Annotated in this window: 20 protein-coding genes and 1 pseudogene; 11 read left to right on the top strand and 10 right to left on the bottom strand. The window is 73.3% G+C overall.

All coding sequences use genetic code 11. From position 1 onward, the window contains the following. Nucleotides 1–98: 98 nt before the first annotated feature. Complete coding sequence (locus ABT160_RS37170; RefSeq protein ID WP_351652574.1) at nucleotides 99–683, bottom strand: TetR/AcrR family transcriptional regulator; 585 nt, start codon at nucleotides 681–683, stop codon at nucleotides 99–101. A gap of 101 nt (nucleotides 684–784) precedes the next feature. Between ABT160_RS37170 and ABT160_RS37165 the strand changes: the two genes are divergently transcribed. Together ABT160_RS37165 and ABT160_RS37160 are read left to right on the top strand one after the other, a co-directional pair. After that, nucleotides 785–1858, top strand: a complete 1074-nt coding sequence (locus ABT160_RS37165; RefSeq protein WP_351652572.1) for an NAD(P)-dependent alcohol dehydrogenase — start codon at nucleotides 785–787, stop codon at nucleotides 1856–1858. An 89-nt stretch (nucleotides 1859–1947) separates the two neighbouring features. After that, nucleotides 1948–2589 carry a hypothetical protein gene (locus tag ABT160_RS37160; RefSeq protein ID WP_351652570.1) on the top strand — a complete coding sequence of 214 codons (642 nt, stop codon included), beginning with the start codon at nucleotides 1948–1950 and terminating at the stop codon, nucleotides 2587–2589. 18 nt (nucleotides 2590–2607) lie between these two features. On the opposite strand, the gene ABT160_RS37155 is transcribed toward ABT160_RS37160, so the two are convergent. The 4 genes from ABT160_RS37155 to ABT160_RS37140 all read right to left on the bottom strand — a co-directional run bounded on the left by ABT160_RS37155 (nucleotide 2608) and on the right by ABT160_RS37140 (nucleotide 7299). Then, complete coding sequence (locus tag ABT160_RS37155; protein WP_351652568.1) at nucleotides 2608–4194, bottom strand: AMP-binding protein; 1587 nt, start codon at nucleotides 4192–4194, stop codon at nucleotides 2608–2610. Next, on the bottom strand, nucleotides 4191–5294 hold the full coding sequence (locus ABT160_RS37150; RefSeq protein WP_351652566.1) for an acyl-CoA dehydrogenase family protein: 1104 nt from the start codon (nucleotides 5292–5294) through the stop codon (nucleotides 4191–4193). The genes ABT160_RS37155 and ABT160_RS37150 overlap by 4 nt, the downstream gene beginning before the upstream one ends. A 98-nt stretch (nucleotides 5295–5392) precedes the next feature. Then, nucleotides 5393–6598, bottom strand: a complete 1206-nt coding sequence (locus tag ABT160_RS37145; RefSeq protein ID WP_351652565.1) for an acyl-CoA dehydrogenase family protein — start codon at nucleotides 6596–6598, stop codon at nucleotides 5393–5395. Between the two features lie 146 nt (nucleotides 6599–6744). Then, the gene (locus ABT160_RS37140; RefSeq protein ID WP_351652563.1) at nucleotides 6745–7299 is read right to left on the bottom strand and encodes a winged helix-turn-helix transcriptional regulator; all 555 of its coding nucleotides are present in this window, start codon (nucleotides 7297–7299) and stop codon (nucleotides 6745–6747) included. Nucleotides 7300–7574: 275 nt separating this feature from the next. Here ABT160_RS37140 and ABT160_RS37135 point away from each other — a divergent pair. Further along, a pseudogene (locus ABT160_RS37135) lies at nucleotides 7575–9032 on the top strand (carboxylesterase/lipase family protein); the annotation flags it as partial. A 191-nt stretch (nucleotides 9033–9223) separates the two neighbouring features. Beyond that, the gene (locus ABT160_RS37130; RefSeq protein WP_351652561.1) at nucleotides 9224–10213 is read left to right on the top strand and encodes a zinc-binding dehydrogenase; all 990 of its coding nucleotides are present in this window, start codon (nucleotides 9224–9226) and stop codon (nucleotides 10211–10213) included. 232 nt (nucleotides 10214–10445) lie between these two features. Here ABT160_RS37130 and ABT160_RS37125 read toward each other — a convergent pair whose 3' ends face one another. The 3 genes from ABT160_RS37125 to ABT160_RS37115 all read right to left on the bottom strand — a co-directional run bounded on the left by ABT160_RS37125 (nucleotide 10446) and on the right by ABT160_RS37115 (nucleotide 12825). After that, on the bottom strand, nucleotides 10446–11363 hold the full coding sequence (locus tag ABT160_RS37125; RefSeq protein WP_351652559.1) for an NmrA/HSCARG family protein: 918 nt from the start codon (nucleotides 11361–11363) through the stop codon (nucleotides 10446–10448). 249 nt (nucleotides 11364–11612) lie between these two features. Then, nucleotides 11613–11936 carry a nuclear transport factor 2-like protein gene (locus tag ABT160_RS37120; protein WP_351652558.1) on the bottom strand — a complete coding sequence of 108 codons (324 nt, stop codon included), beginning with the start codon at nucleotides 11934–11936 and terminating at the stop codon, nucleotides 11613–11615. Between the two features lie 88 nt (nucleotides 11937–12024). Beyond that, entirely contained in the window at nucleotides 12025–12825 is an 801-nt protein-coding gene (locus ABT160_RS37115) for a VOC family protein (protein ID WP_502984370.1), read from the bottom strand. 189 nt (nucleotides 12826–13014) lie between these two features. Between ABT160_RS37115 and ABT160_RS37110 the strand changes: the two genes are divergently transcribed. Beyond that, complete coding sequence (locus ABT160_RS37110; RefSeq protein WP_351652556.1) at nucleotides 13015–13653, top strand: maleylpyruvate isomerase family mycothiol-dependent enzyme; 639 nt, start codon at nucleotides 13015–13017, stop codon at nucleotides 13651–13653. A gap of 184 nt (nucleotides 13654–13837) precedes the next feature. Next, nucleotides 13838–15418: an FG-GAP repeat domain-containing protein gene (locus ABT160_RS37105; protein ID WP_351652554.1), complete on the top strand. Its 1581-nt coding sequence runs from the start codon at nucleotides 13838–13840 to the stop codon at nucleotides 15416–15418. On the opposite strand, the gene ABT160_RS37100 is transcribed toward ABT160_RS37105, so the two are convergent. Beyond that, nucleotides 15409–17487 (bottom strand): CASTOR/POLLUX-related putative ion channel, encoded by a 2079-nt coding sequence (locus ABT160_RS37100; RefSeq protein ID WP_351652552.1) that lies wholly within the window; start codon nucleotides 17485–17487, stop codon nucleotides 15409–15411. The genes ABT160_RS37105 and ABT160_RS37100 overlap by 10 nt on opposite strands. Nucleotides 17488–17718: 231 nt before the next feature. On the opposite strand from ABT160_RS37100, the gene ABT160_RS37095 reads away from it, so the two are divergent. Beyond that, nucleotides 17719–18180, top strand: coding sequence for a hypothetical protein (locus ABT160_RS37095; protein ID WP_351652550.1), 462 nt, complete (start codon nucleotides 17719–17721; stop codon nucleotides 18178–18180). Between the two features lie 262 nt (nucleotides 18181–18442). Further along, nucleotides 18443–20989: a galactose oxidase family protein gene (locus tag ABT160_RS37090; protein ID WP_351652548.1), complete on the top strand. Its 2547-nt coding sequence runs from the start codon at nucleotides 18443–18445 to the stop codon at nucleotides 20987–20989. Between the two features lie 73 nt (nucleotides 20990–21062). Here the strand turns inward: ABT160_RS37090 and ABT160_RS37085 are convergent, their stop codons facing one another. Continuing rightward, nucleotides 21063–22124, bottom strand: a complete 1062-nt coding sequence (locus ABT160_RS37085; RefSeq protein WP_351652546.1) for a helix-turn-helix domain-containing protein — start codon at nucleotides 22122–22124, stop codon at nucleotides 21063–21065. Between the two features lie 338 nt (nucleotides 22125–22462). Between ABT160_RS37085 and ABT160_RS37080 the strand changes: the two genes are divergently transcribed. From ABT160_RS37080 to ABT160_RS37070, 3 genes are all read left to right on the top strand, one after another. Next, entirely contained in the window at nucleotides 22463–23668 is a 1206-nt protein-coding gene (locus ABT160_RS37080) for a glycoside hydrolase family 183 protein (RefSeq protein WP_351652544.1), read from the top strand. A 56-nt stretch (nucleotides 23669–23724) separates the two neighbouring features. Next, complete coding sequence (locus ABT160_RS37075; RefSeq protein WP_351652542.1) at nucleotides 23725–24771, top strand: LGFP repeat-containing protein; 1047 nt, start codon at nucleotides 23725–23727, stop codon at nucleotides 24769–24771. Between the two features lie 13 nt (nucleotides 24772–24784). Then, nucleotides 24785–25771, top strand: a 987-nt coding sequence (locus ABT160_RS37070; RefSeq protein ID WP_351652540.1) for a hypothetical protein, incomplete at its 3' end; no start/stop codon positions are given.

Raw genomic sequence — 25771 nt, 5'->3', positions numbered from 1 at the left:
GGCGGTGAGGACCGCCGGGCCAACCCCCGTACCGCGTGCCTTGCGGGAACGGCGCGCCGCCCGCTGCGTCACGGGTTACCGCGCCACGGGCCGCTCCGTCACGGCGCCACGGCCCGCCGGACGCAGTCGCGCAGCAGGGCGCGGCGCTGCTCGTGGACCTCGGCCGCTTCCTCGGCGGTGGCCGCGTAGACGTTGCTCACCGGTGACCAGGCCATGGACATCGCGATGACCAGGGCCATCAGGTCGAAGGGGTCACCCTCCCTGAGGCGCCCGGCGGCCTGGGCCGCGGCGATGGCGCTGAGCTTGTGGTCGTCGTAGCGGTCGTGCTCGGCGGTGAGGTGCCCGCTCGGGCGCCGCTCCAGGCGCGCCCAGGTGGCGAGGCGGATCAGATCGGGGCGGGCGAGGTACTCGTCGTACAGGCGCACGGCCCAGTCGGCGAGGTCGTCGGCGTCGATGGGCGCGACGTTGGTGATGCGCTCCAGCGAGGCGAAGAAGATCGCGTCGAAGAGCTGGTCCTTGTTGCCGAAGTAGCCGTAGAGCTGCGCCTTGTTCGTACGGGCAGTGGCGATGATCCGCTCGATGCGGGCCCCGGCGATGCCGTACTGGGCGAACTCCTGCGTCGCGGCGTCGACGATCCGCTGGTAGGTCGCGGCGCCGCGGGCGCTCGATGGCTGGTCAGGCATGGTTTCACAGTAACAGACAAACCAGTCTGTTTGCAGATCCGGGCGGAGCGGCCTAGCCTGGGCGGCCAAATAGACCGAACAGTCTGTCTGAGGAGACGACCATGCGGACCACCACCGGCTGGCAGGCCGACCCCGCGACGCGCGTGCTGCGCCGCACCACGCTCCAGCGGCGCGACCTGCGCCCCGACGACATCGCGGTACGGGTCGACTACTGCGGCGTCTGCCACAGCGACCTGCACGCGCTCGACGCGCACCAGGGCGACCGGGACGGGACCCTGGTGCCCGGCCACGAGTTCACCGGCACCGTCACCGAGGTCGGAAGCGCGGTCACCGGCTTCGCCCCCGGCGACCCCGTGGCCGTCGGCAACATCGTGGACTCGTGCGGCACCTGCCCCATGTGCCGGGCGGACCAGGAGAACTTCTGCCACGACTTCCCGACCCTCACCTACGGCGGGCGCGACCGCGACGACGGAACCCCGACGCTGGGCGCCTACTCCCGCGAGTACGTCGTACGCGAGGACTTCGCCCACCACCTGCCCCAGGGCCTCGACCCCGCCGCGGCGGCTCCGCTGCTGTGCGCCGGCGTCACCGTCTGGGAACCCCTGCGCGCGCTGGGCGTCGGCCCGCACAGCACGGTCGCCGTGGCCGGACTCGGCGGCCTCGGCCACCTCGCCGTGAAGTTCGCGGTCGCGCTCGGCGCCGCCACCACCGTGGTCAGCCGCACCCCGGACAAGGCCGAGGAGGCGCGCGCCCTGGGCGCGGAGGCGCTGGTCGTCTCCACGGACGCCACCGCGATGGCGGCTGTACGGGACCACTTCGACGTCGTGATCGACACCATCTCCGCGCCCCACGACCTGTCCCCGTACCTGCGCACCGTCGCCCTGGACGGCACGCTCAGCCACCTCGGCCACCTCGGCCCGGTCACCGTCGACACCACGGACCTGCTCATCGGCCGCAAGAAGCTGAGCTCCGCGGGGAGCGGCGGGCGCCGCTCCACCGCCGCGATGCTGCGCTTCTGCGCCGAGCACGACATCACCGCGGACATCGAACTCCTGCCGTCGGCCGAGGTGAACACGGCCCGGGACCGCCTGGAGCGCAACGACGTCCGGTACCGCTTCGTCCTCGACATGGCGGACCTGGACGTGGTCGATCACGATGCGGCCGAGCCCGCCTGAGGTGGTGATCACGATGCGGCCGAGCTCGCCTGAGTGGGGGCGCGTGCGCCGGGGCAGGGGCGGCCCGGTGCCGGGGGCAAGATGGCCCGATGAGCTTCAACGTCCATGCCCGCCGGGTCCGCGACGAGCGCCTGACCGTGGCCCGGCGCGGGTCGGCGCTCGGCAGCGCCATCGTGCTGTACTGCCCCTTCGGGTACGGGTCCACCCGTGACTTCCTGGGCCTCGGCGGTGACATCCGCCGTGATCCCCGGGCCATGGTGGCGGCCCTCGAGCTGCTGGAGCGCAGCCGGGACGCCCGTACCGCCGAGCGGGCCGCGTTCGCGCGGCGCCGGGCCCGGGAGAAGCGCACGGTCCACCGCCGTACGCCCACGGCAACCGACCGGGCGTGGCTCACCGCGCCCCGGTGGGCCGGGCCCGACCAGCACCACGCGCACCGGGCGATGGTGCTGCGCTGGTCGTGCCTGCCCGTGCCCACGGCCGAGGAGCTGCGACGCGACGGTTTGACCGACCTCGAACGGGAGGTCACCGCGCAGGTCGACGCCTACCTGGCCGCCGGCCGGCCCCATCCGGAGGCCGCCGCGGTCCTGGGCGCACTGCTTCCCCGGTTGCGGGCGGCCGGGCTGCGGACGCGGGGCGCGGATCGCGCGAGCCGCCTGACCGTGCGTGCCGATCAGCTGCGGATGATGGCCGAGCTCGTCCACTGGGACCGCGGCGGCACGCCCGAACTGTGATCGTCGCGGCCGTCCCCGTCAGGGTGCCGGCGTGCGGGTGCGGAGGTTCCTGCGGAGGATCTTGCCCGAGGGTGACTTGGGGATCTCGTCGAGGAACTCCACGAGACGCACCTTCTTGTACGGTGCGACCCGCGCCGCGACGTACGTGCTGACCTCGTCGGACGTCAGGCCCGGGTGCGTCGGCGCGCGGACCACGAACGCCTTCGGGACCTCCTCGCCCCCGTGCCGCACGCCGATGACCGCCGCGTCGGCGATCCCCTCGTGGGTCAGGAGCAGCGCCTCCAGTTCGGCCGGGGCCACCTGGTGGCCCCGGTACTTGATCAGCTCCTTGAGGCGGTCCACCACGTGGAAGACCCCCTGCTCGTCCACCGTCACCACGTCCCCCGTGCGCAGGAAGCCGTCGGTGTCGACGGTCGCGGCGGTGGCCCGGGGGTTGCCGAGGTAGCCGCGCATCACGTTCGGGCCCCGGCACCACAGCTCGCCGCGCCCTCCGGGGGCCGCGTCCTCGCCGGTGACCGGGTCCACCACGCGGGCCTCCATGTTCGGCATGAGCACCCCGATGGACCCGCGGTCCAGGTCCGTGCGGTCCGCGGGGATGCCGTGCGTGGTGGGGCTGGACTCGGTCAGCCCGTAACCCTGGACGACGGTCGCGTCGAGCCGTTTCGCGAGGGCCCGCGCGACCGCGGAGTCCAGGGGCGCGGCGGCGCTCGTGACGAGTTGGACGCTGCTCAGGTCGTACGTGTCCACCAGCAGGCTCTCGATCAGGTGCAGGGCGACCGGCGGCGCGATGTAGAGGTGGTCGACGCGGTGCCGCTCGATCGCGGCGAGGAACGGGACGAGGCCGAAGCGCTCCATGGTGACCACGCGGGCCCGGGCGCGCAGGGGGATGTTCATCAGGCCGGTGATCCCGTAGATGTGGAACAGCGGGAGGACGGCCAGCACGCGGGAGTCCGGGCCGAGCCGGTGCAGCGGCGCCGTCTGCAGCACGCTCGCCACCAGGTTGCGGTGGGTGAGCATCACGCCCTTGGGCAGTCCGGTGGTGCCCGAGGAGTAGGGCAGCGCCGCCAGGTCGTCCCCGCCGATCGCGACATCGGGCGCGGGCGCGTCGGTAGCGAGCACCTCGGCGAAGGCCGTCTCGGGGAGCGGGCCCGGCACTCCGGCGGGCTCGCCGAGCACGACGATCTCCTGGACGATGACGCCGGCCTCGGCCACGGCGGCCCGCGCCCGCTCCAGGTGGGTCGCCGAGGTGAACAGCACGCGCGCCCGGGCGTCCCGGAGCTGGTGGGCCAGTTCGGCCGGGGTGTAGAGGGCGTTGGCCGGGGACGCCACGGCGCCGGCGGCGAGCACCCCGTGGAAGAGCACCGGATAGTCGGGGCAGTTGGCACAGAACAGGGCGGCGACGTCGCCCCTGCCCAGGCCGCGCGCGGCCAGCCACGCCGCAACTCGCCCCACGGCGTGCACCAGTTGGCCGTACGTGTACCCGTTCCCGGCGGTGTCCGTGATGGCCGGGCGGTCCGCGTCCTGCGCGCCCAGGCCCTCGAAGACGAAGGCGGGCAGTGCGGTGTCCGGGATGGCCAGGTCCGGGTACGGGCTGCGGATGATCATCGTTCTCCTCGGCTCCGGGGGGTCAGGACGCTCCGGTGGTTCAGGACGCGGTCGGCGATGGCGTCGAGCTGACGGTCGGAGGTGCCGAGCAGCGCGCGCCGGGCGCGGGCGCGCTTGAGCAGGACGTGCGCCGTGCCCTCCCAGGTGAAGCCCATGCCGCCGTGGACCTGGAGGTTGTCCCCCGTGGCGGCGTCGGCGGCGTCGCCGGCCGACTGCACGGCCACCCGTGCCGCGTGCGGGTCACCGGTCGCGGCGGCCCAGTGCACCAGCAGCCGCGCGGAGTCCACCTCGGCGTGGCGGTCGGCGAGGGTGTGCTTGACGGCCTGGAAGGAGCCGATGGGCCGCCCGAACTGGTGCCGCTCGCGCGCGTACGCGCTCGCGCTGTCCAGCGCCTGCTGGGCCAGACCGACCAGTTCGGCGGCGTGGTACGTCCACAGCGCGGACAGGACCCGGTCGCCGAAGGGGATACGTACCACCAACTCCGGCTCCACCGCGTCGAGTCGTACGGACGCCACTCGCTCCATCACGTCCAGCCCGTCGCGCGGCGCGCACTCCACCCCGGGCCCGTCCAGGCGCACCACCACCAGCGACCCCGCCGCGAAGGCGAGGAGCACATCAGCCTCGTCGCCGAACGGCACCGCCTTCAGCCGACCGCTCACCCGCCCGCCCGCCAAGCTGAGCGCGTCCGCGCCGGGCCGAGTCACCACGGGCGCCGGGTAGGTCTCCCAGGCCGGGACCGCCACGAGCGACCCGTCGGTGACCCCCGCCAGCAGCGCGGCGGCGGTGTCGCCCCCGCCGTGCGCCTCGGCCTCGACCAGCAGCTCCGCCGCGACGGCGAGCGGGAGGTACGGGACCGGGGCGGGCGCGGCGCCCGCCTGTTCGGTCACCACGGCGGCCTCCAGGAGTCCCGCGCCGGTGCCGCCCAGCTTCTCCGGGACCGCCGGGGCCAGGAGGCCGAGGTCGGCCAGGTCGCGCCAGAGCCGACGGTCGAGCCGGGGAGCCGCGCCGAACGCGGGCGGGAAGTCCCCTCGGCGCGAGGTCAGGAGCCGGTGGGTGGTGCGGGCGAGTTCCCGGTGCTCGTCGGTCAGGGCGAAACGCATGGCCGCTCCGTGAGGGGGTGGTGGGCGGGGGACTCAGGTGCCAGGGGGCGGACCGGGTCGGCGCGGTGCGAGCGGACCCGGCCAACGAGGTACGGGCGTCAGCCCGTCGCCCTCGCCCGGGGTTCCTTCGGCAGCCCGAGGAGGAGGTCGCCGATGATGCCGCGCTGGACCTGGGAGCTGCCGCCGTAGACGGTGGCGGCGCGAGCGTTGAGGTAGACGCTCGTCCAGGAGGCGGAGGTGTCGGGGGCGCCCGCGTCGTCGGTGTAGAACCAGTTCGGCGAGGCGGTGCCCTCGGGCGCGAGGGCGTCCTGGCCCACGACGTCCATGGCCAACTCGGTGGCCTCGCGGTGGTACTCGCTGGTGAGCAGTTTGACGACGGCCGCCTCGGGGCCCGGCTCCTCCCCCGCGACGAGCCGGGTGGCCAGGCGCAGGCTGTGGCAGCGCAGTTCCTCGACCCGCACGTGGCACCAGGCCAGGCGCCGTCGGATGCCGGGGTCGTCCTGAAGGCCGCGCGCCAGGATCGCGTCCACCAACCGGTCGAGCTCGTCGCGCAGTTTGACCGGCATCAGGGTGTAAGTGTCGCCCCGCTCGAAGCCCAGGAGGGTCATCGCGACCTGCCAGCCCCGGCCCACCCCGCCGACGACGAGGTCGGCGGCGGTCCTGGCTCCGGTGAAGAACACCTCGTTGAAGTGCGTCTCCCCGGTGATGTTGCGGATCGGCCGGATCTCCACCCCCGGCTGGTCCAGCGGCACCAGGAGCAGGCTCATGCCCCGGTACGGCGAACCCTGCGGGTCGGTGCGGACCAGGACGAACATCCAGTCGGCCAGGTGCGCGGACGACGACCACAGCTTCTGCCCGTCGATGACCCAGCCGTCCTCCCGCAGCACCGCCCTGGTGCTGAGCGCGGCCAGGTCGGAGCCGGCGCCCGGCTCGGAGAAGCCCTGGCAGAACACGTACTCACCGGAGAGGATCCGCGGCAGGAAACGCGCGCACAGTTCCGTGGGGCCGCAGCGCAGCAGCGTGTTGCCCAACATGCTGATCCCGAACGCGTCGGCCTCGCCCCCGGTGGGTACCCCGGCTCGACCCAACTCCTGGCCCAGCGCGATCTGTTCGGCCGCGCCGAGCCCGCCGCCCCCGTACTCCCGCGGCCAGGTCGGCGCCAGCCAGCCGCGTTCGGCGAGGGCCGCCCGGGCCCGAGCGGTGAAGGCCGCGCGGCCCGGCAGGTCGAGCGCTCCCAGGCCGGACCAGCCGGGAGGCACGAGATCGGCGACGAAGTCGCGGACCTCGGTACGGAACTGGGCCACGCCAGGCGGTTCTTGGAGGTCCACACGGTCTCCCTTGACCAGAACCCTGAAGGGAGCTCCACAGTTGCGTAGATGGACTCACTCGTCAAGGCGGTCGCCGGGTCTTCTGGCGTCATCAAATGCGCTTGAGAAGAACCCCGTTGAAGTCAGGCCTCCGCCGCGCCCCCGCTACTTCTGTCCGCGTCCCTGCCGCCATCCGCCCCGTCGAGCCCGAAGCGCTCGCGGATGTCCGGGCGGCTCAGGAGCCTGGACGGGTAGCCGGGTCCCGGGCGGGGCACGACGTCCTGCCAGGCGACCGGGCCCTTGCAGTGCGAACAGACCACCTCGGCCTGGAAGTCGTGGTCGCAGGCCGTGTGCCGGGTGAGCACGGGCGGGCCCGCGTCCTCCGCGAGCCAGCGGTCGCCCCAGCGGGTCATCACCAGGATGACCTGGTAGAACTCCCGCCCCGACTCGGTGAGCAGGTACTCGTGGCGCACCGGCGCCGTCTCGTACACCCGCTTCTCCATCAGCCCCGCCTCGACCAGGCGGCGCAGCCTTTCGGACAGGGTGTTGCGCGCGATGCCCAGCTCCTGCTGGAAGGTGTCGAAGCGGCGGATCCCGTAGAACGCCTCGCGCAGCACCAGGGGCGTCCACCAGTCGCCGAGCAGGTCCATGGTCCTGGCGACCGAGCAGGGCCAGTTCGCGAAGGAGGTACGTCTCATGCGCCCATGGTAATAGGGGGTTTCTGTACAGGACTGAGCTGCCCGCCATCCGGTTTCCCCCTCTTGCGGGGCGGGTCGGGCTACGCGACCATCGACGGCGCCCGCCGGGACGGCCCGCGCGGGAAGAGGCGGCGCACGACCGCCCGCGGCGAGCGGCACAGCGTTCGTACGACAGCCCGAAGACATTCCAGGAGGTCACGTTGTCCGGACCAGTCGCACCGGCCGAACAGGCCGCGCCCGTCGTGAGGACCACCGCCTGAGCGGTCCGCGGACACCGGGCGGAGGAGGTGTGGGCGTTCAAGGGGATCCCGTACGCCGCACCGCCCTTCGGGGCCCGCCGCTTCGGGGCGCCGGAGCCCGCCGAGCCGTGGGACGGCGTGCGCGAGGCCGACCGCTTCGGAGCCCGCCCGCCGCAGGCCCCGCTCGTCCCCGGCATGCCCGCCTGGCGGCCCGAACTCGGCCTGGACTGCCTGACCGTGAACGTCTGGAGCCCCGATCCCGCCCGGGTGGGCCTGCCCGTCATGGTGTGGATCTACGGCGGCGCCTACCGGTCCGGCTCCAGCGACCTGCCCGAGTACGACGCGGCCCGGCTGGCCGGCGAGGGCGGCGTCGTCGTGGTGTCGCTCAACTACCGGCTCGGCTTCGAGGGGTTCGGCAGCCTCCCGGACCGGCCGGACAACCGGGGGCTGCTCGACCAGGTCGCCGCGCTGCGGTGGGTCAGGGAGAACATCGCGGGGTTCGGCGGCGACCCGGACCTGGTGACCGTGTTCGGGGAGTCCGCCGGTGCCGGGTCGGTCGCGGCCCTGCTGGCCGCGCCGCCCGCGCGCGGGCTCTTCCGGCGCGCCATCGCGCAGAGCGTGCCCTCGACGTTCTTCTCGCTCGACCTCGCCCGCCGGCTCGGCCGGGGCGTCGCCGCCCGGCTGGGCACCGGGTGGACCGCGGAGGAGATGGCCGCGCCGCCGGTGGCGGAACTGATCGCGGCGGGCGAGGCGTTCATCGAGGGGGACGTGACCCGCCGCCGGGACGAGTGGGGCAGCCTGGCCTTCGCGCCGACGGCGTTCTCGCCGGTGGTCGACGGGGTGCTGCTGCCCGACTCCCCCTGGAAGCTGCTCGCCGAGGGCTGCGCGCGGGACGTCGACCTCGTCGTGGGCTTCACGCGGGACGAGTTCCGCCTGTTCACCGCGCTCGGCTGGGGCGGGGAGCACGTGTCCGACGCCGATGTCGCCGCCGCCGCGGCGACCCTGGCGCCCGCCGGGGCGGAGGCCGCGTACCGCAGGGCCTACCCGGCCGCCGTCGCGCCGGAGCTGTACACCCTGATCCTCTCGGACTGGCTGTTCAGGATGCCCTCGACCAGGCTCGCGGAGGCGCACGCCGCGGGCGGCGGCACGTCGTACGCGTACGAACTCACCTGGCCCGGCTCGGGACTCGGCGGGACCCTGGGCGCCTGCCACGCCCTGGACGTCCCGCTGACCTTCGGCACGGTGGACTCCGACCTCGCGGCGCTGCTCATCGGCGAGGACCCGGTCAAGCGGCAGGAGGCCGTGGAGCTCTCCCGCGTCCTGCGCGGGGCGTGGACCGCCTTCGCCCGCACCGGGGACCCGGGCTGGCCCGCCCACGAGCCCTCGAAGCGCCTGACGCACGTCTTCGACACCAAGGTCACCGACGTGTCGGACCCGGAGCACTTCTCCCGGCACCTGTGGGCGGGTGAGAGCTTCACCACACCCCAGGACTGACCTTCCGCCCACCCGCCCCCGCAGGTCCGGCCCGGGCCCGGTCGCCCGCTCCCCGCACCCGTACGGCATATGCCCGGCACTCATGCCACCTTGGCCGAAAGTGCTTGGGGCGCACGCCGGCGGGAATCGAACTGACAAGTTCTGTAAGTGTGTTCGTATCGAGCGGGATGCGGGGGCGCAAAGTGAAGGCGATGCGTTTTTCCGAAGTGGGCAAGCCCTTGAGCCTGGAGACCCTCCCGGACCCGGTACCGGGTCCGGGGTGGGTCGTGGTCGACATCGAGGCGGCGGGGCTGTGCCATTCCGATCTGCACATCACCGCGGGCATGGACCTGGGTGCCGGCCTGGCGGTGACCACGCCCCTGACCCTGGGGCACGAGGGCGCCGGAGTGATATCGGCGGTCGGAGAGGGGGTCGAGGAGTTCTCGGTGGGCGACCGGGTGGGCATCGCGCTGGTGGTGCACCCCGTCGAGACGATGGACTTCGCGCCCGGCGTCGGCTGCGACGGCGCGTTCGCGGAGAAGGAACTGGTGCCCGCGTCGGCGCTGGTGAGGATCCCCGACGGGGTCTCCTTCGCCGAAGCGGCCGTCGCCACCGACTCGGTCGCCACCGCCTACCACGCGGTGCGCGCGGCCGGCGCGGTGAAGCCGGGCCAGCGGGTGGCCGTCATCGGGCTCGGCGGACTCGGCCTCAACGCCGTGCACATCGCCGAGTACCTGGGCGCTCAGGTGTACGGCGTCGACATCAACCCGGCCGCCCGCGCCGCCGCGGAGGAGGCCGGTGCCGTCACCTGCTGGCCGGACACCGCGCACCTTGCGGCGCTGGCACCGGACGTGATCGTCGACTTCGTGGGGGCCGCGGCCACCACGGCGGCGGCCGCAGACGCGGTCCGGCCGGGCGGCCGGGTCGTCCTGGTCGGACTCAGCGAGACGGTGGCGCCGCTGCCGATCGCCTCCGTCGTGACCCGCAACGTGCAGCTCATCGGCTCGCTCGGCGCGAGCAAGGACGAGCTGCGCGAGGTGTACGACCTGATCGCCTCGGGCGCGCTGACGCCCGCGGCCACCGAGGTCGAGTTCCACGAACTGCCCGCCGCGATGGACCGGTTGGCCCGGGGACAGGTGCGGGGGCGCCTGTACACCCGGCCGCGCGCGGCGCGCCGGCGCGTGGACAGCCGCGTGGCGTGACGCCCGCACCCGGTCCGCTCACCGGGTCGCGCGTCCGCTGCCGGGCAGCGCACGAGGGGTACGGCACGACAGGCGCGGCACGAGCCGCGTGCGTACGACTCCGAACGGCGGCTCCGCATGGGGGTGCGGGGCCTTCCGGGGCGGGGCGGATGGGTGTGCGCCGGGGTACCGGAGCGCGTTACCGGCGCGTACGTCCGGGCGCGAGCCGTGTGGGACGCGTCAGAACGAGCCATTACGCACGTGCACGCCGAGCCACGGGTGACGGGGACAGCAGGGCCTCGGGCGACGGCGACAGCAGGGCCCGCCAGTCCTGGGCGCGGGCCCAGTCGGCGAAGGTCTGCCAGCCCACCTCGGGGTGGTCGCGGCGCAGGCCGGCAACGTCGACGTCCAGGCCCGTGGTGGTGAAGTACGCGAACATGGCCGCGAGGTCCTCCGACCAGGCCCTGACCTGGTCCAGAGGCACTTCCCGCGGGACGATCGCGGCGCCGGTGGCGTCCGCGAGGGCCCGCGCCATCTCGGCGGGGGTGCGCACGTCGGAGGCGATGTCGACGCGGTGCCCCGCGAAGTCGTCGCGGCGCTGGAGGACCAGCGCGGCGAAGGCACCGATGTCGGCGGCGGGGATGAGCGCGAGGGGCTGGTGGGCGGGCATCGGCCAGCCGAAGACGCCGTCGCGGAGCCCGTCGAGGGTCCAGCCGTGGGCGAAGTTGTCCGCGAAGGCGGCCGGAGCGATCACGGTCCAGGGCGTCGCGAGCGTCCGCAGGTGCCGCTCGACCAGGTACTTGCTCTCGTAGTGCGGGATGCCGGTGGCGCGGTCCGCGTGCGCGGCGGAGGTGTACACGACGTGCCCGACCCGGGCGCGCGCGGCGGCGTCGACCAGGGCCAGGCCCTGGCGCGTCTCGGTGCGGGTGTCGGTGCCGAAGGGGGTGGTGACGGCGAAGAGCGCGTCGGCTCCGGCGAGGGCGTCCGCCAGCGAGGCCGGGTCGTCGAAGTCGGCCCGGTGCGTCTCGGCACCGACGGCGCGCAGGGCTTCGGCGGCGGGCGAGCCGGGACTGCGGGTGAGGGCACGGACGCGGTGCCCGGCGGCCAGGAGGGCGCGGGCGGTGGCTCCGCCCTGGGCTCCGGTGGCTCCGGTGACGGCGATGGTGAGCATGGGGTCCCCCTGTGGGTCGTTACGTGCGGAGTCGAGGTGTCCGGTCCGTAGGCCCGGAGCCGTAAGACTGCTCTACGCAATAGTTGCGGCACGCAGAAGAATAGGGCATGTGGCTGCGCCGCGCAGACTTTTGCCGGGGGCCCCACTCGGCGAGGGGCATGCACGGACGACCGCCCCGGGAGACGTCCTCACGTCTCCCGGGGCGGTCGGTTCGGGGCCCGGAGCCTTCCGGGGGTTCCAGGGGTCGAGTCAGGCCTGGCCGGTCTCGAAGCGGCTGACGCGGCCGTCGTCCGTGACGTCGAACCGCCAGGTGGTGCGCATGCTGCCCCACGTGCTGTTGCTGTAGTCGACCACGAGCTCACGGCCGCCGGAGGACTCGCTCTCCACCTGCATGCGGCCGTCGGAGGACCAGATCTCGCGCTCGGTCCAGTCGTCGACGTCCCGGTCGGACCCGTCGTCGGACATGGTGACGTCCGGGGTCAGCAGGGCCCGGAACCCTTCCTTGTCACCGCCGTTGACCGCGGTCACGAAGGCGCGGACGGTCGGCTCGGTGAGTTGCTCCGGCTGGATCACGGGATCTCCGTAGGTCGTCGGGTGTACGGGGGTCGGGTGCGGGGGGCGAGTACGGGGGACGGTCGCGGGGGCTTGGAGGTCGCCCCGCTCACTCCTCCGGCATCGACGCGGCGATCACCGCGAAGACCGCGCCCTGCGGGTCGGCCAGCACGGCCATGCGGCCCGCCGCCATGTCGAACGGCGGCGCGAGGACGCTCGCGCCCGCGCGCTCCGCAGCCGCCGCGACGCCGTCCACGTCGTCCGCGCTGAAGTACGCCAGCCAGTGCGGCGGCGCGCCCGCCGCGTTCTCCTGGAGCGTCATCATGCCGCCGACGGCACGCCCCTCGACCTGCCACTCCACGTACCCGTTGGCGCCCGGCATCTCGGAGGGCGCCGCTGTGACGGGGAGGACCTCCGCGTAGAAGCGACCCGCCGCGTCCGTGTCGGTGGTGCTCAGCTCGTTCCAGATCAGCGCGCCCGGCTCGTTGACGATCCCGGCCCCGGTGAAGGACTTCGCCTCCCACAGCCCGAACACCGCGCCCTGCGGGTCGGCGACGACGGCCATGCGGCCGAGGTCCATGACGTCCATGGCGGGCGCGATGACGTGGGCACCCGCGCCGCCGGCCTTGTCGAGGGTGGCGTCGGCGTCGTCCGTGGCCAGGTACGTCGTCCACACCGCCGGGGGCATGGGGTCCGGGACCGTGCCGTCGGGGTTCATCGCGGCCATGATCCCGGCCACCGGGCGGCCCTTGAGCGTGCAGACCGCGTAGCCGCCGGTCTCGGGCGGCCCGGCCTCTCCCTGCCAGCCGAAGAGGTCGCGGTAGAAGTCGAGCGCGGCCTGCTGGTCGGGGACCATGAGGTCGATCCAGCAGGGTGTTCCGGCCGCGTACGGGCCGTTCTTCTCGGGCACGGGGCCTCCAGCTGTGAGGTGGGTGGGACCAGCCCCTGAACACCCTACGCGCGGCCCGACGAATCGTCCCTTTTTGAGCGATTTCTTGTACGTTCCAACCGCACGGGCGCAAGGCCGGCCGCCTCTCCGATGACTTCGGACCGCGGGACCGGTCCCTCCTTCACCTGCTCCGGCCACTGGAGGACCCACATGAACAACCCCGACCGCGACCGCGTCTGGGCGCTGGTGCACGCCGAGCGCGCCGTCCTGATCGACGACCTCGGGCGGCTCGGCGAGGACGCCTGGCGCACCCCGTCCCTGTGCGACGGGTGGACCGTGCACGACGTGGCCGCCCACCTCGTGGACACCGCCAAGACGACCCGTACCGGGTTCGTCCTCGCCCTGGCCCTGGCGCGCTTCGACTTCGACCGGCAGAACGCCGCAGGGGTGGCGCGCGAGCGCGGGGCCACCCCCGCCCGGACCCTGGAGGGCCTGCGGCGGGTCGCGCACCGCACGTCGACACCGCCCGCCCCGCTGGACAGCCGCCTGGTGGAGGAGGTCGTCCACGGGGAGGACGTCCGCCGCCCCCTGGGGCTGCGCCGGGCCTACCCGCGCGAGGTGGTGGAGCGGGCTCTGCGGCACCAGACGCGCACGCCCGCCGCGTTCGGCGGCGCGAAGGAGCTCCTGGGCCGGGTGCGGCTCACGGCGGCCGACACCGGGCTGGTCCTCGGGTCCGGGCCCGCCGTGACCGGACCCGCGCTGTCGCTGCTGCTCGCCGTGTCCGGGCGGCGCGCGGCGCTGGAGGACCTGTCGGGGCCGGGGGTGGGGGTGCTGGGGGGCGAGGGGTAGCCGGGCGGGTACGCGGGCGGCCGACCGGATCCTCGAAGGTTCCGGTGCGCTCCCCTTTGGGCGGGGGCGCTGTCATCCTTCGGCGCTATGGGGCCCGCGCGGGTGCGGGAAATGGTGGAGCGGTCATGGCGTCCCGCGCCGTTCCCGGTGCCGGACCAAGGTTCCCAAGAGTTCAGGAACACCTGTGCATCATCAGCCCCTCCCCCGCCGTTCCCTGCTGCGCCGGGCGTGCATCGCCTCGCTCGCCGCCGCGTCCCTCGCCACGGCCGCGGCGCCGGTCGTCGCCGCCGAGCCCGGTCCCGACGCGCGGGGCGACGGTTCGCCCGCCGCCTCGACCGCGCCCTCCACCCCCGGTTCCTCCCCGACCTCCGGGGAGGGGGCTGGGACCGACGGTGAGGCTTCCGAGGTCGCGGCTCCGACGATCGAGCAGGTCAACGTCTTCAACCGGCCCTCGTCGAAGGGTCAGCTCGCCTTGGGCGTCCGCGGTACGGGCACGCCGGGCGCGACCGTGTACGCGGACACGTCGGGCAGGGTCGAGGTGGCGAAGGTCGCGTCGAACGGCACCTTCACCGGGTTCATCCCGGAGAGCGCCATCCAGGACGGCGCCTACGTCTTCCACCAGCGCGACGCCGACGGGGTCGCGGGCCCCTCGGTGTCGGTCGCCCAGGACGAGGTGGTGATGCGGCAGCCCACCTTCAGCAGTCCCGCCAACGGGGCCACCGTCACCCCCGGCTTCCGGATCAGGGGAGACGCCGTGGCCTACTCCACGGTCGAGGTCACCTTCAACGGTGCCGACCCGCAGACCGTCACCGCGTCCAGCAGCGGCAGCTGGACGGTGAACCGCAGCGGCCAGAAGCCCGGCCCCGTCAAGATCGAGGCCACCGCCAGCGCGGAGGGCACCCACCTCAGCGTCCGCTCGCAGGCCAGGAGCATCAACGTCACCGTCCCCGGAGCGGTCGAGTCCGAGCTCAAGGCCGAGGACCTGGCCGAGTCCGTCACCGCGGACTTCGACGGGGACGACAAGGCCGACCTGGTCGCGCGCAACGACGCGGACGGCAAGCTGTACCAGTTCAAGGGCAAGGGCGACGGCACCTTCGACAAGGGCAGCGTCCTGTACGACACCTGGGACTACTCCCACACCGCCGCGGGCGACTTCAACGGCGACGGCAAAGCCGACATCGTCGCCACCGACGGCACCAAGGCCTGGCTCTGGCGCGGCAACGGCGACGGCACCTTCACCAAGGACACCAAGGCCCTCACCAACTGGCCCGCCCACCTGCAGCAGGTCAGCGGCGGCGACTTCGACAACGACGGCATCGCCGACATCGCCGCCGTGAACACCAACGAGAACAAGGCCTACCTCTGGCGCGGCATCAAGGGCGACACCGGCAACCCCTTCGCACCCCCGCAGTACCTCACCAACTGGGGCAACTTCACCCAGGCCACCGCAGGAGACGCCGACGGCGACGGCACCAGCGACATCATGGCCCTCGACCCCAACGGCACCCTCAAGGTCTGGATCTCCACCGGCGACGTCACCAAGAACCCCTTCAAGGCACCCGTCACCATCATGCCGTTCGGTACCCACGAGCACCTGACCCTCGGCGACCACAACGGCGACGGCAAGGCCGACGTCCTCGCCGTCGACACCACCACCAACGAGATCAAGACCTACCAGTCCAACGGCACCCCCGGCACCGGCATGCTCACCACCCCCAAGACCATCGAACTCACCATCCCCGCAGCCGAGAACCCTCAGAAGTAGTCCGAGGGAGAGTCCGCGACGCCACTCTCCCTGCCCTCCCCGTCCAGCGAGGACGGCGGGGAGGGCAGGGAGAAGCGTTCGTCGGCGACCACGATCACCTGGTCGTCCTCCTCCCAGCTCCTGGCGTACGCCTTGTGAGGATTGATCCGTACGCCGTGCCACGGGGGTTCTCCGGAGCGCGCGGCGCTGCGGTAGCCGATCGCGCACGCGCCCTGCCGCAAGGCGGCCTCGGCCACCGTGGCGAACGCGGCGCGGTGGCCCGTACGGACGAAGCCGGCGGCCGGGAGCAGCTGGATGGTGTTGCCGTCCGGCGCGAACAACTCCTCGAAGACCGAGGCCAGTTGCGGGTTCTGCGAGATCTGGGTCATCAGCAGGCCGATCATCTTGCCGCTCACCACGAAGTCCGCGCCGGGGGCGACCGGGGCGATGAGCCGGTTGCGGTCGTCGGTCATCTCGGTGATGACGGGCACCCGCACCCCGCTCTCGCGCTCCCGGGCCCGCAGGTGCAGCAGGGTCACCAGCGTGCGGTCGTCGGGCTCGTCGTGGCCGGGGCGACGGTCCGGGCCGAGGATGATGACCGCGTGGTAGTCGGCGAGGTCGAGTGCCTCGAGCGTGTCGCGCGCGGTGGGGTCGCCCGGGCGGTGGGTGACCGTGAGGGTGTCGCCCAACTCCTTTTCCAGGAGCCGCAGTCCGGTGACGGTGGCGGCCCGGCGCTCGGCGACCACGTCGAGGCGGGAGCCCGCCGGGGCGGACCGGGCGAGCTGGTCGGCGATGCGCCGGGCCCGGCGGTTCCAGCCGAGCAGCAGTACGCGTTCGGGGCGCGGCGCCCGTGCCGGCGGGCGGTCGACGACCGCCGTGGGGTCGTACGGGGCGGGGACCGGGACCGGGCGGGTGGAGCGGCTGTCGCGGGCGACGACGACCAGCCCGTCACCGTCGGCCAGCCGCAGTGCGGCGGGCGGGTCGAGGGTCACGCCGCCCGACGCGTGGACGATCCCCACGGCGCTGGACTCCGGGCAGGCGGCGGAGGCTTGACGGAACGTCAGGCCGTGGAGTGCCGGGTCGCGCACGGTGTGGAACTCGTCGCCCGCGTAGTCCAGGAGCTCCTGGTGCACCAGGGAGAGGCCGGGGCGGCGGGCGCACTGGACGAGCAGCCGGGCCGAGACGTCGTCGACCTCCAGGACGGTGGCGCCCGGGCCCCCGGCGAGGCGGGCGGCGGCCAGGTAGCGGTCGTCGCGCACCGCCGCCACGACCGGCAGTTCGCGCTCCTGCCCGACGACGGCCCGCAGCGAGAGCAGCGTCTTGACGATCTCGGCGTCCTCGGCGGGGTCCTCGCGCGGCAGGACCACCACGGCCGCCGCGGTGGCGGGGCTGACGCGGGCGAGGGCGAGGGGGTCGGTGGGCCGGCCGCTGCGCAGGACGAGGCGGGTGCGGCCGAGGTCGCCGAGGTCGGTGCGTAACTCCTCGTCCATCTCGGCGGGGTCGCGGTCGGCCAGGACCACGACGACGCCGGAGCGGCGGCCCGCGTGGGCGACCACCAGTTCGGCGACGACCGTGCGCAGTTGCTCGGACCAGCCGAGGACGACGGTGTGCCCGCTCTCCACGACCGTGGAGCGCCCGCGCCGCAGGGCCAGCAGCCGGTCGGTGATGCCCGCGCTGATCAGGCTGACGAGGGTGGACACGTAGAAGAGCGCGACCAGGGCGAGGACCACCGAGAGGGCCACCCGCAGGGGCGGCCCCACTTCACCGCCGAGCCGCAGGGTCTGGCCGGTGCTGCGCCACACCGCGGCGATCTTCGCGCCCACGGCGGCCGGCGCGCCCCGGTCGGTCCAGACGAGGAGGGCGTTGACCGGGACGACCACGGCCAGGCAGGCCAGGGCGAGCCAGCCGACCAGGGCGGCGGTGCTGCGGGCCAGCGTGGTGTCGAACCAGTAGCGCAGCCGGGCCCCGGCCGCGCCCGGGCGCCCGCCCGGTCCGCCGGGTGGCCCGGCGGACGGTGGGGCGGGGGGACGATGGGCTTCCTGTGCCGCCTCCCGCTGCCGGGGAACGGTCCTGTCTCCTTGTTCGCGCACATCGGCAGCGTGCCGGGAGGCCGTTGGCGACGGAGCGCGGTCGGGACAGGTTCATTCCTTCGTGATCGCCGGTACGCGCGGCCAGGATCGTCTTCGCCAAGACACCTTTGCCAAGACAAGGGCAACGGGCCGGGGGCGTTCGCCCCTCTGGTGGATCAGTGCGGCACACCCGGTGCCGCGGCGACGGGGTGCGGTGCACCCCGTGGGGGAGAACCACCGGAAGGAACGTCCATGACCAGGACGAGCACGACCGCAGACACGAGCACGACCACGGACACGGACGCGGACGCGGACACGAGGGTACGAGGCGGGCGCGTCGCCGTCGTCGGGGCGCTCGGCCTCGCCGTGGTGGCCCTGGCCGCCGGGCCGGTGTTCGCCAAGGGCGGCGTCTCCATAGCCGCCCCGCACACGGCGAAGGCCGGCACGACGTACACCGTCAGCGCGCAGGGGGACGACGACGCCTCGTCGTACGTCAAGGTCTGCCTCGAACAGCGCAAGGGCGGCACGTGGAAGCCGCTGACCTGCGGCGCGGTGGCCGCGCGCGGAGGCGAGGCGCGGGTCGTCTCGCACCCGAGGGCCACGAAGCGGGGTTCGGAGGCGTACCGCGCGGTGGTGTACGGGATGACCGGTCCGAAGGACGGCCACGCCCTGCGCCAGCGGACGTCCGCGCCGGTGACCGTGACGGTTCGCTGAATCGTCCGCACTGACGCGCCCATACGCCCCGTCGGCGTCGAGCGGTCGACAGTAACGACCGCTCGACGCCGACCCGTTCGGTTCCACGGCCCCGTACCCAACCCCCGCACCGCCCTTCTGCGCCACCGCCCACACCGCCCCACCTCGGTCCCTTTTGGTTCCCCTTTACGCACACGCCCCTGTCTGGCATGTTCATGCGCACCTTGCGTCGCCGCGCCGGGTGGGGAACCGCGCGGCGCGCCCGTCGTCCGAGGGGGGACACGTGACCCGTCGATCGTTCGCCTCACTGCCCAGACCCGGCGCGGCCCAACTGCCGCGCGCTCTCATCCTTTTGGCCGTCACCGCCTGCCTCAGCGTGCTGCTGCCGCTGACCGCGTCGGTCGGCAGCCCGACCGCACGCCGTGGGCCCGACCCGCTGTCCGCCTCCGCCACGCAACGAACCTCGCCGCACCACCAGGCCGCGCCCGCCTCGGCGATGGTCCCCACGGCGCCCGTGCTCTCCCGTACGGGATGGACGGCCAGTGCCAGCGACGAGGAGACCGCGAGCGAGAACGGCCGCGCGGCCAACGTCCTGGACGGCAACGCCGCGACCATCTGGCACAGCAAGTGGTCGGGCACGCCCGCGCCACTGCCGCACAGCATCACCCTGGACACCAAGAAGACGCAGGTCGTGTCCGCGCTCGTCTACCAGCCGCGCACCGGCAGCGCCAACGGCCGGGTCGGTGAGTACGCGATCCACCTGAGCACCGACGGGCAGAACTGGGGTCAGCCGGTCGCCAGCGGCACGCTCGCCGACGACGCCACCGCCAAGACCCTCAACTTCGCTCCCGCCGGGGCCCGTTACGTACGCCTGACGGCGACGGGCGAGGCCGGGCGGCGCGGGCCGTGGACGTCGGCGGCGGAGCTCAACCTGCTCGGGGACCCCGGGTCCGCGGCCGGGGTCGTGGACCTGGTGCGCACCGGGTGGACGGCGAGCGCCAGCGACGAGGAGTCCACCAGCGAGGACAACCGCGCCGCCAACGTGCTCGACGGCAACGGCAGCACGCTCTGGCACAGCAAGTGGTCGGGCACGGCCGCGCCACTGCCGCACAGCATCACCGTCGACATGAAGCGCACCCAGGCCGTCTCGTTCCTGAGCTACGAGCCGCGGCGCGCGGGCGTGAACGGCAGGATCGGCGCGTACACGGTCACCACCAGCACCGACGGCACCACCTTCGGCTCCCCCGTCGCCTCCGGCACCTGGAAGGACGACGACACGGTCAAGGGAGCCACGTTCACGCAGACGGTCCAGGCGCGGTACGTACGGCTGACCGCGACCAGCGAGGCCGGCGGGCGCGGCCCGTGGTCCTCGGCGGCGGAGATACGCCTGGGCGGCCCTGCCGACCCGGCCTCCTCCGGCGCGTGGGGCAGGGTCAACGGCTTCCCGCTGGTGCCGGTGGCCACCGCGGTGCTGCCCAACAACAAGCTGCTGGCCTGGTCGGCGTACGCCGTGGACCGGTTCGGCGGCAGCAACGGCTACACGCAGACAGCCGTGATGGACCTGACGACCGGTCAGATCACTCAGCGCCGGGTCGACAACACCGGGCACGACATGTTCTGCCCCGGCATCGCCATCCTGACCGACGGCCGGGTCCTGGTCACCGGCGGCAGCAACGCCGAGCGGGCCAGCATCTACGACCCGGCCACCGACGCCTGGACGTCGACGAGCAACATGAACATCCCGCGCGGCTACCAGGCGATGACCCTGCTCTCCAACGGCGAGGCGTTCGTCCTCGGCGGGTCCTGGAGCGGCGGCGAGGGCGGCAAGGACGCCGAGGTGTGGTCGCCGGCCACGGGCACCTGGCGCAAGCTGAGCGGCGTCCCGGTCACCACGACGATGACGGCCGACCCCCGGGGTCCGTACCGCGCGGACAACCACCAGTGGTTCCACGCCACGTCGAACGGCCGCGTGCTCCACCTGGGCCCGAGCAAGCAGATGAACTGGATCACGACGACCGGCAACGGCAGCATCACGCCGGCCGGTACGCGCGCGGACAGCGCCGACGCGATGAACGGCAACGCCGTCGCGTACGACATCGGCAAGCTGCTCACGCTGGGCGGCGGCACGGCGTACGAGAACGTGGACGCCACCAACCGCGCCTACACGGTGGACGCTTCGGGCGGCGGCCAGCCGGTGGCGGCGCGCACCGGCGACATGGCGTTCCAGCGGTCGTTCAGCAACAGCGTGGTGCTGCCCGACGGCAAGGTCGCGGTGTTCGGCGGCCAGGCGTACCCGGTGCCGTTCAGCGACGCGACGTCCGTGATGACGCCCGAGCTGTGGGACCCGGCCACCGGGAAGTTCACCCCGATGGCGTCCATGGCCGTGCCGCGCAACTACCACAGCGTGGCGAACCTGCTCCCCGACGGCCGGATCTTCTCCGGCGGCGGGGGCCTGTGCGGCGACTGCGCGACCAACCACGCGGACGGCGCGGTCTTCACGCCGCCGTACCTGCTGAACGCCGACGGTTCGGAGAAGACGCGTCCGGTCATCACCGGGGGCGTCCCGGCCAGGGCCGCCCACGGCGCGAAGCTGACCGTCACGACGGACTCGGCCGTGACGTCGTTCGCCCTGGTGCGGGCCGGTGCGGCGACGCACTCGACGGACAACGACCAGCGCCGGGTGCCGCTGACGTACCGTCAAGTCACCTCCGGCTCGTACGAGGTGACGATCCCGTCCGACCCGGGCATCGCGCTCCCGGGCACGTACATGCTGTTCGCGCTCAACGCCCAGGGCGTCCCGGCCCGGGCGAAACTGCTCACGATCGGCTGACGCGACGGCGGCCGGTTCTGCCGGACCCCTGCCGAGGGGTCCGGCAGAACCGGCCCGTCCGCCCGTGAGGCGCTCAGGTCAGCCGGCCCGGCTTCGCGCGCGGGCCGTAGTGCGCCAGGTTCCGGCGCACCCGGTCGAGGTAGGGCCGTATCTGCTTCAGCTCGTCGCCCTGGCGCTGCACGACCCAGGTGGCCGTGCGGTACGACGCCGCCAGGTTGAGCGCCGGGTCCCCAGGTACCCCTTCCAGCTCCGGTGCCATGGCGCACAGCATGCGCCCCACCGCGGGGATCGACTCCTCCGGGGTGAACGGCGGTACGGGGACGGACTTCTGTTCCTCGGGCGGCAGGTAGTAGCGCAGGACCCGGGGCGTCCAGCGGGCGATGCCGTACTCGTCGTGGGCGGGGTCGCTGAGGGCCGGGTCGAAGCCGCTCTCCGCCTTCAGGATCGCCGCCACCAGGGCGGGGGTGACCTGCGGCACGTAGCACATGGTCCCGGCGCGCACGATCAACTGCCGGTAGCGGGCCGGGATGTCGGTGCCGGGCCGCAGCCACTGCACCCCCTCGTCGAGCGCGACGCCGGTCACGCGTACGGAGGTGGGCCGGGGGCCCTCCGCACGGGCGCCGCTCCGGTCGGTGACCGCGTCCCCGCGCACCAGCGCGCCCGTGGTCGCGATCACGACCAGCAGCACGACCAGGCCCAGGAGCCGGCGCAGCAGCAGCGGCCTGCGGGTGAACGGGGGCCTCGGGGCAGGGACTTCCGGGCGCCTGGCCGTCTCCCGTACGCCCTCATCCCGTACGTCCTCGTCCCTTACGGCCTCCTCGCGCAAGGCCTCCGAGGATGCCGGGGGTGCCGGGGGTACCGCCGGTGCCGTGACGAGCGCGTGCGTGCGGACGCGGCGCGCCTCCCACTCCTCGGGGTCGCCGCCGCACGCGGTCACGAAGGCGGCCAGCACCGCCGCGCTGGGCAGGCGCCGCCCTGCCGCGGCGGCGGCCAGGGTGGACGCCGAGTAGTGCGTGCGGGCAGCCAGTTGGCGGTAGGGGGTGCCGCCCGCCAGGCGGCGCAGCTCCCGCAGTTCATGGGCGAAGGCCGCCAGGGGGCCCTTCCCCGGGTCCAGCGGTTCTTCCTGTCGTCCCATCGTTCGTTCCTCCTGCTCCGTGTACGAATCCGTGGATGCGGCCGGGGGAGGCGTTGTCCGGGGTTTGTACGCGGTCTGTCCAGAGTGGCCCCTGAGCCGCGACACGGCACGTGCGAACGGCTTGAATCAGCCGGGGGCGCCGTGTGTGCGACTGCTCGACCACCGGACATACGGGCCCATCCGACCGGCCCTCCGCGCGGAGGACTCCGGTTCGATCTCTTTTGCCCTGTGCGGTAGTTCACAGGCCGGAGACGGTCCACGGCGTACGGGCCGGGACCCGGGAGCCCTCCCGCGCCGGCCCGGCTCCGCCTCTCCCCACCCCACGTGGAGGCACACGCATGTCCATCCCCCCTCACCCCGGCCGCCCCGCCCCGACGCGCCGGGCGCTGCTCAGGGCGGGCGCCGGGTTCGCGCTCGGCACGGCGGCGCTCTCCGCCGCGCCCGGTACCGCCGCCGCGGCGACGCGCGGCCCGTCCCTCAAGGGACAGAACGGCACGCCGCTGTGCGACGCGCCCGGCGACTCGGCGGCGGGCCAGGGCCTGGGATCGGGAGACCTCGCCATCCCCTACTGGCGTGAACACGACGGTACGTGGGGGTACGTGTTCGGCGACTCCTGGTCCGGGGCGGCCTTCGGCGGCGAGTACCTCGGCTCTCCACTGATGCTCGCCCAGGCGAACTTCGACGCCTCGGGCGGTTCGCCGATCTCCTTCACCTGGGCGATGCCCACGGGCGGCGGGGCCCGGCAGCTCTTCGACTACGCCCACAACGCGGACAACGGGCACGGTTTCGAGGTGAGCCGGATACCCAACGACTGCATCGAGTTCGGCGGCCGCACCTACGTCCAGTACACCTCGGTGGCCGTCTGGGGCCCGCCCGCCGGGTACGACGGCTCGCTGATGTCGGGCGTGGCCTACTCGGACGACCACGGCGTGACCTGGCACGACTACCCGTACCACTGGGCCGGGGACACCCAGGGCGTCAACCAGTCCATGTACGGCATGTGGTCGTTCGCCGGGATCGACCCGGACGGCTGGCTGTACATCTTCTCCAAGCGGTGGAACGGCAGCCACAACAACACGGCGGACGGCGGCGCGATCCAGCTCTTCCGCATCTGGCCGGACGAGTTCCGCGCGGGGAACTTCGGCGCCCAGGAGAACTGGGCGCACCTGGACGGACGTTGGCAGTGGACGCGCCAGGTCGGACCGACGCCGATCCTGACCGGGAACAACATCGGCGAGTTCTCGGTGAAGCGGATCGGCGGCACGTACTGCATGAGCTACTTCGACGTGGTCGACTACTCGATCTGCACCCGGACCGCGCCGCGCCCGGACGCCGTGTGGACGGCGCCGAAGCCGCAGGTCGTCGGCAACAACACCTGGCCGGCCAGTCACTGGGGCAAGCCCCAACTGCCGTACCTCTACGGCGGCTACATCCACCCGGGCAGCGCGAGCGCGCAGTCCCTGACGCTGATCGTGTCGCAGTGGAACGGCCAGGTCGGCCAGTCCCCCTACCGGGTGCTGCAGTACGACGGCATCAACCCGTGACGACCGGCCCCGCCACCGCGTTCACCAACCCCGCCCCCCACCACAGGAGTCCCCGCATGCCCGTCACCCGCACCCGCCGCGCCAGATCAGCGCTCGCGGTACTCGCCTCGCTCGCGGCCCTCACCGCGCTCTCGACCACGGCGGCCGGCGCGAGCCCCGTCCGGGCACCGGGCCCGAACGACGTCCCGGGCCCGCTCGGCAACTCCGCCCCCGCCGCCGCGTTCTGCTCCATCCCGCCCGACCGGGACATCGCGGTGACCCGCAAGGTGTACGAGGTCGGGCAGCGGCGCGGGGTGTCGCCCAAGGTGATGCTCGCCGGGTTCGAGACCGGCTGGGTCGAGTCCCGGATGAACAACCTGGCCTGCGGCGACCGCGATTCCCTCGGGGTGTTCCAGCAGCGCCCCTCGCAGGGCTGGTGCGAGCCGGAGCAGTGCCTGGACGTGGACTACGCGGCCAACAAGTTCTTCGAGGTGGCCCAGCAGATGGAGCCCGGGATGGAGGGCAGCACGGCGGGCCAGCTGGCCCAGGCGGTGCAGCGGTCGGCCTACCCGGACCGGTACGACCAGGCGGAGGGCACGGCGGTCGCGATGCGCGACGAGGCGTTCCTGCCGTACGGCACGATCGGCGCGAAGTACGACGGCCTGGGCGGCGCCGGGGGCGTGCTCGGGGGGCCGGTGCGCGCGGAGGAGGACGCGTCGCTGGGCGGGCGGTTCCAGCTGTTCCAGAACGGCATCATCATCTGGCACCCGGACGTGGCGTACGCGGTGCACGGGGACATCCTGACGAAGTTCTGGGCCACCGACGCCGAGCGCCGCTGGGGCTTCCCCACCATGGACGAAGCCGACGCCAGCGCCGCGCCCGACGGCACCAAGGGCCGCTACCAGTTCTTCGAACGCGGACTCTTCCTCTGGTCACCCCAGACCGGCACCCACGTCGTCCACGACGCCATCTACGACGCCTTCCACAACGCCGGACACGAAGCAGCACTCGGCTACCCCACCACCGACGAAACCGACGAAACCGGCGGCGGAAAGGCCCAACGCTTCCAGAAGGCCACCATCCACTGGAACCCCACCAAGGGCACCTGGATCACCAACAACTGACGAGGAACCAGTCATGAGACCGATGACCCTTGCGCGCGGGGCCGACGAGAAGCCCGCAACCGCTGTGCGGTCCATACGCCCGCGGACCCTGCTCGCGACGCTGGCTCTGGCCTTCGCCGCCCTCTCGCTCCTGCTCGGCGCGGCGCCCGCCGCCCAGGCCTCGGAGCCGGGCGGCCAGATCGGCCGGGGCGAGGCGATGGACCGCGCCTGGTCGTGGATCGCCGAGCAGGTCCCGTACGACCAACAGGGCTGCCACCCCAACCAGTTCGGCTGCTACCGCCCGGACTGCTCCGGCTACGTCTCGATGGCGTGGAACCTCGGCAGGTCGCTGACCACCTGGGACCTGTGGAACGTCACCTTCGACATCCCGGCGGACGACCTGCAGCCGGGCGACGCGCTCCTGAAGGACTCGGGCGGCGTGGACCACGTCGCGCTGTTCGTCCGGTGGGCGGACGAGGGCCGCACGCAGCCGGTGGTCCGCGAGGAGTACGACTACGGGCACGTGGCCGAGGAACGGGTCTGGGGCAACGGGCTGCGCGGCTTCACCCCGCGCCGCTACAACAACCTCGACGACCTGATGCCGTACGGAAGCATCGCCGTGAAGTACGACAGCATGGGCGGCGCGGGCGGCGTGCTGGGCGCGCCGATCAGGGGCGAGCGCGACTCCTCGCTCGGCGGACGGTTCCAGCACTTCGAGAACGGGATCATCATCTGGCACCCGGACGCGGCGTACGCGGTCCGCGGCGACATCCTGACCAAGTTCTGGGCCACCGACGCCGAGCGCCGCTGGGGCTTCCCCACCATGGACGAAGCCGACGCCAGCACCGCACCCGACGGCACCAAGGGCCGCTACCAGTACTTCGAACGCGGACTCTTCCTCTGGTCACCCCAGACCGGCACCCACATCGTCCACGACGCCATCTACGACGCCTTCCACAACGCCGGACACGAAGCAGCACTCGGCTACCCCACCACCGACGAAACCGACGAAACCGGCGGC

It is taken from the genome of Streptomyces sp. NPDC001941, assembly GCF_040296945.1.
Lineage (GTDB): Bacteria > Actinomycetota > Actinomycetes > Streptomycetales > Streptomycetaceae > Streptomyces.
Note: the sequence above shows the minus strand (reverse complement) of the source record. Positions and strands in the feature narration are given on the sequence as shown.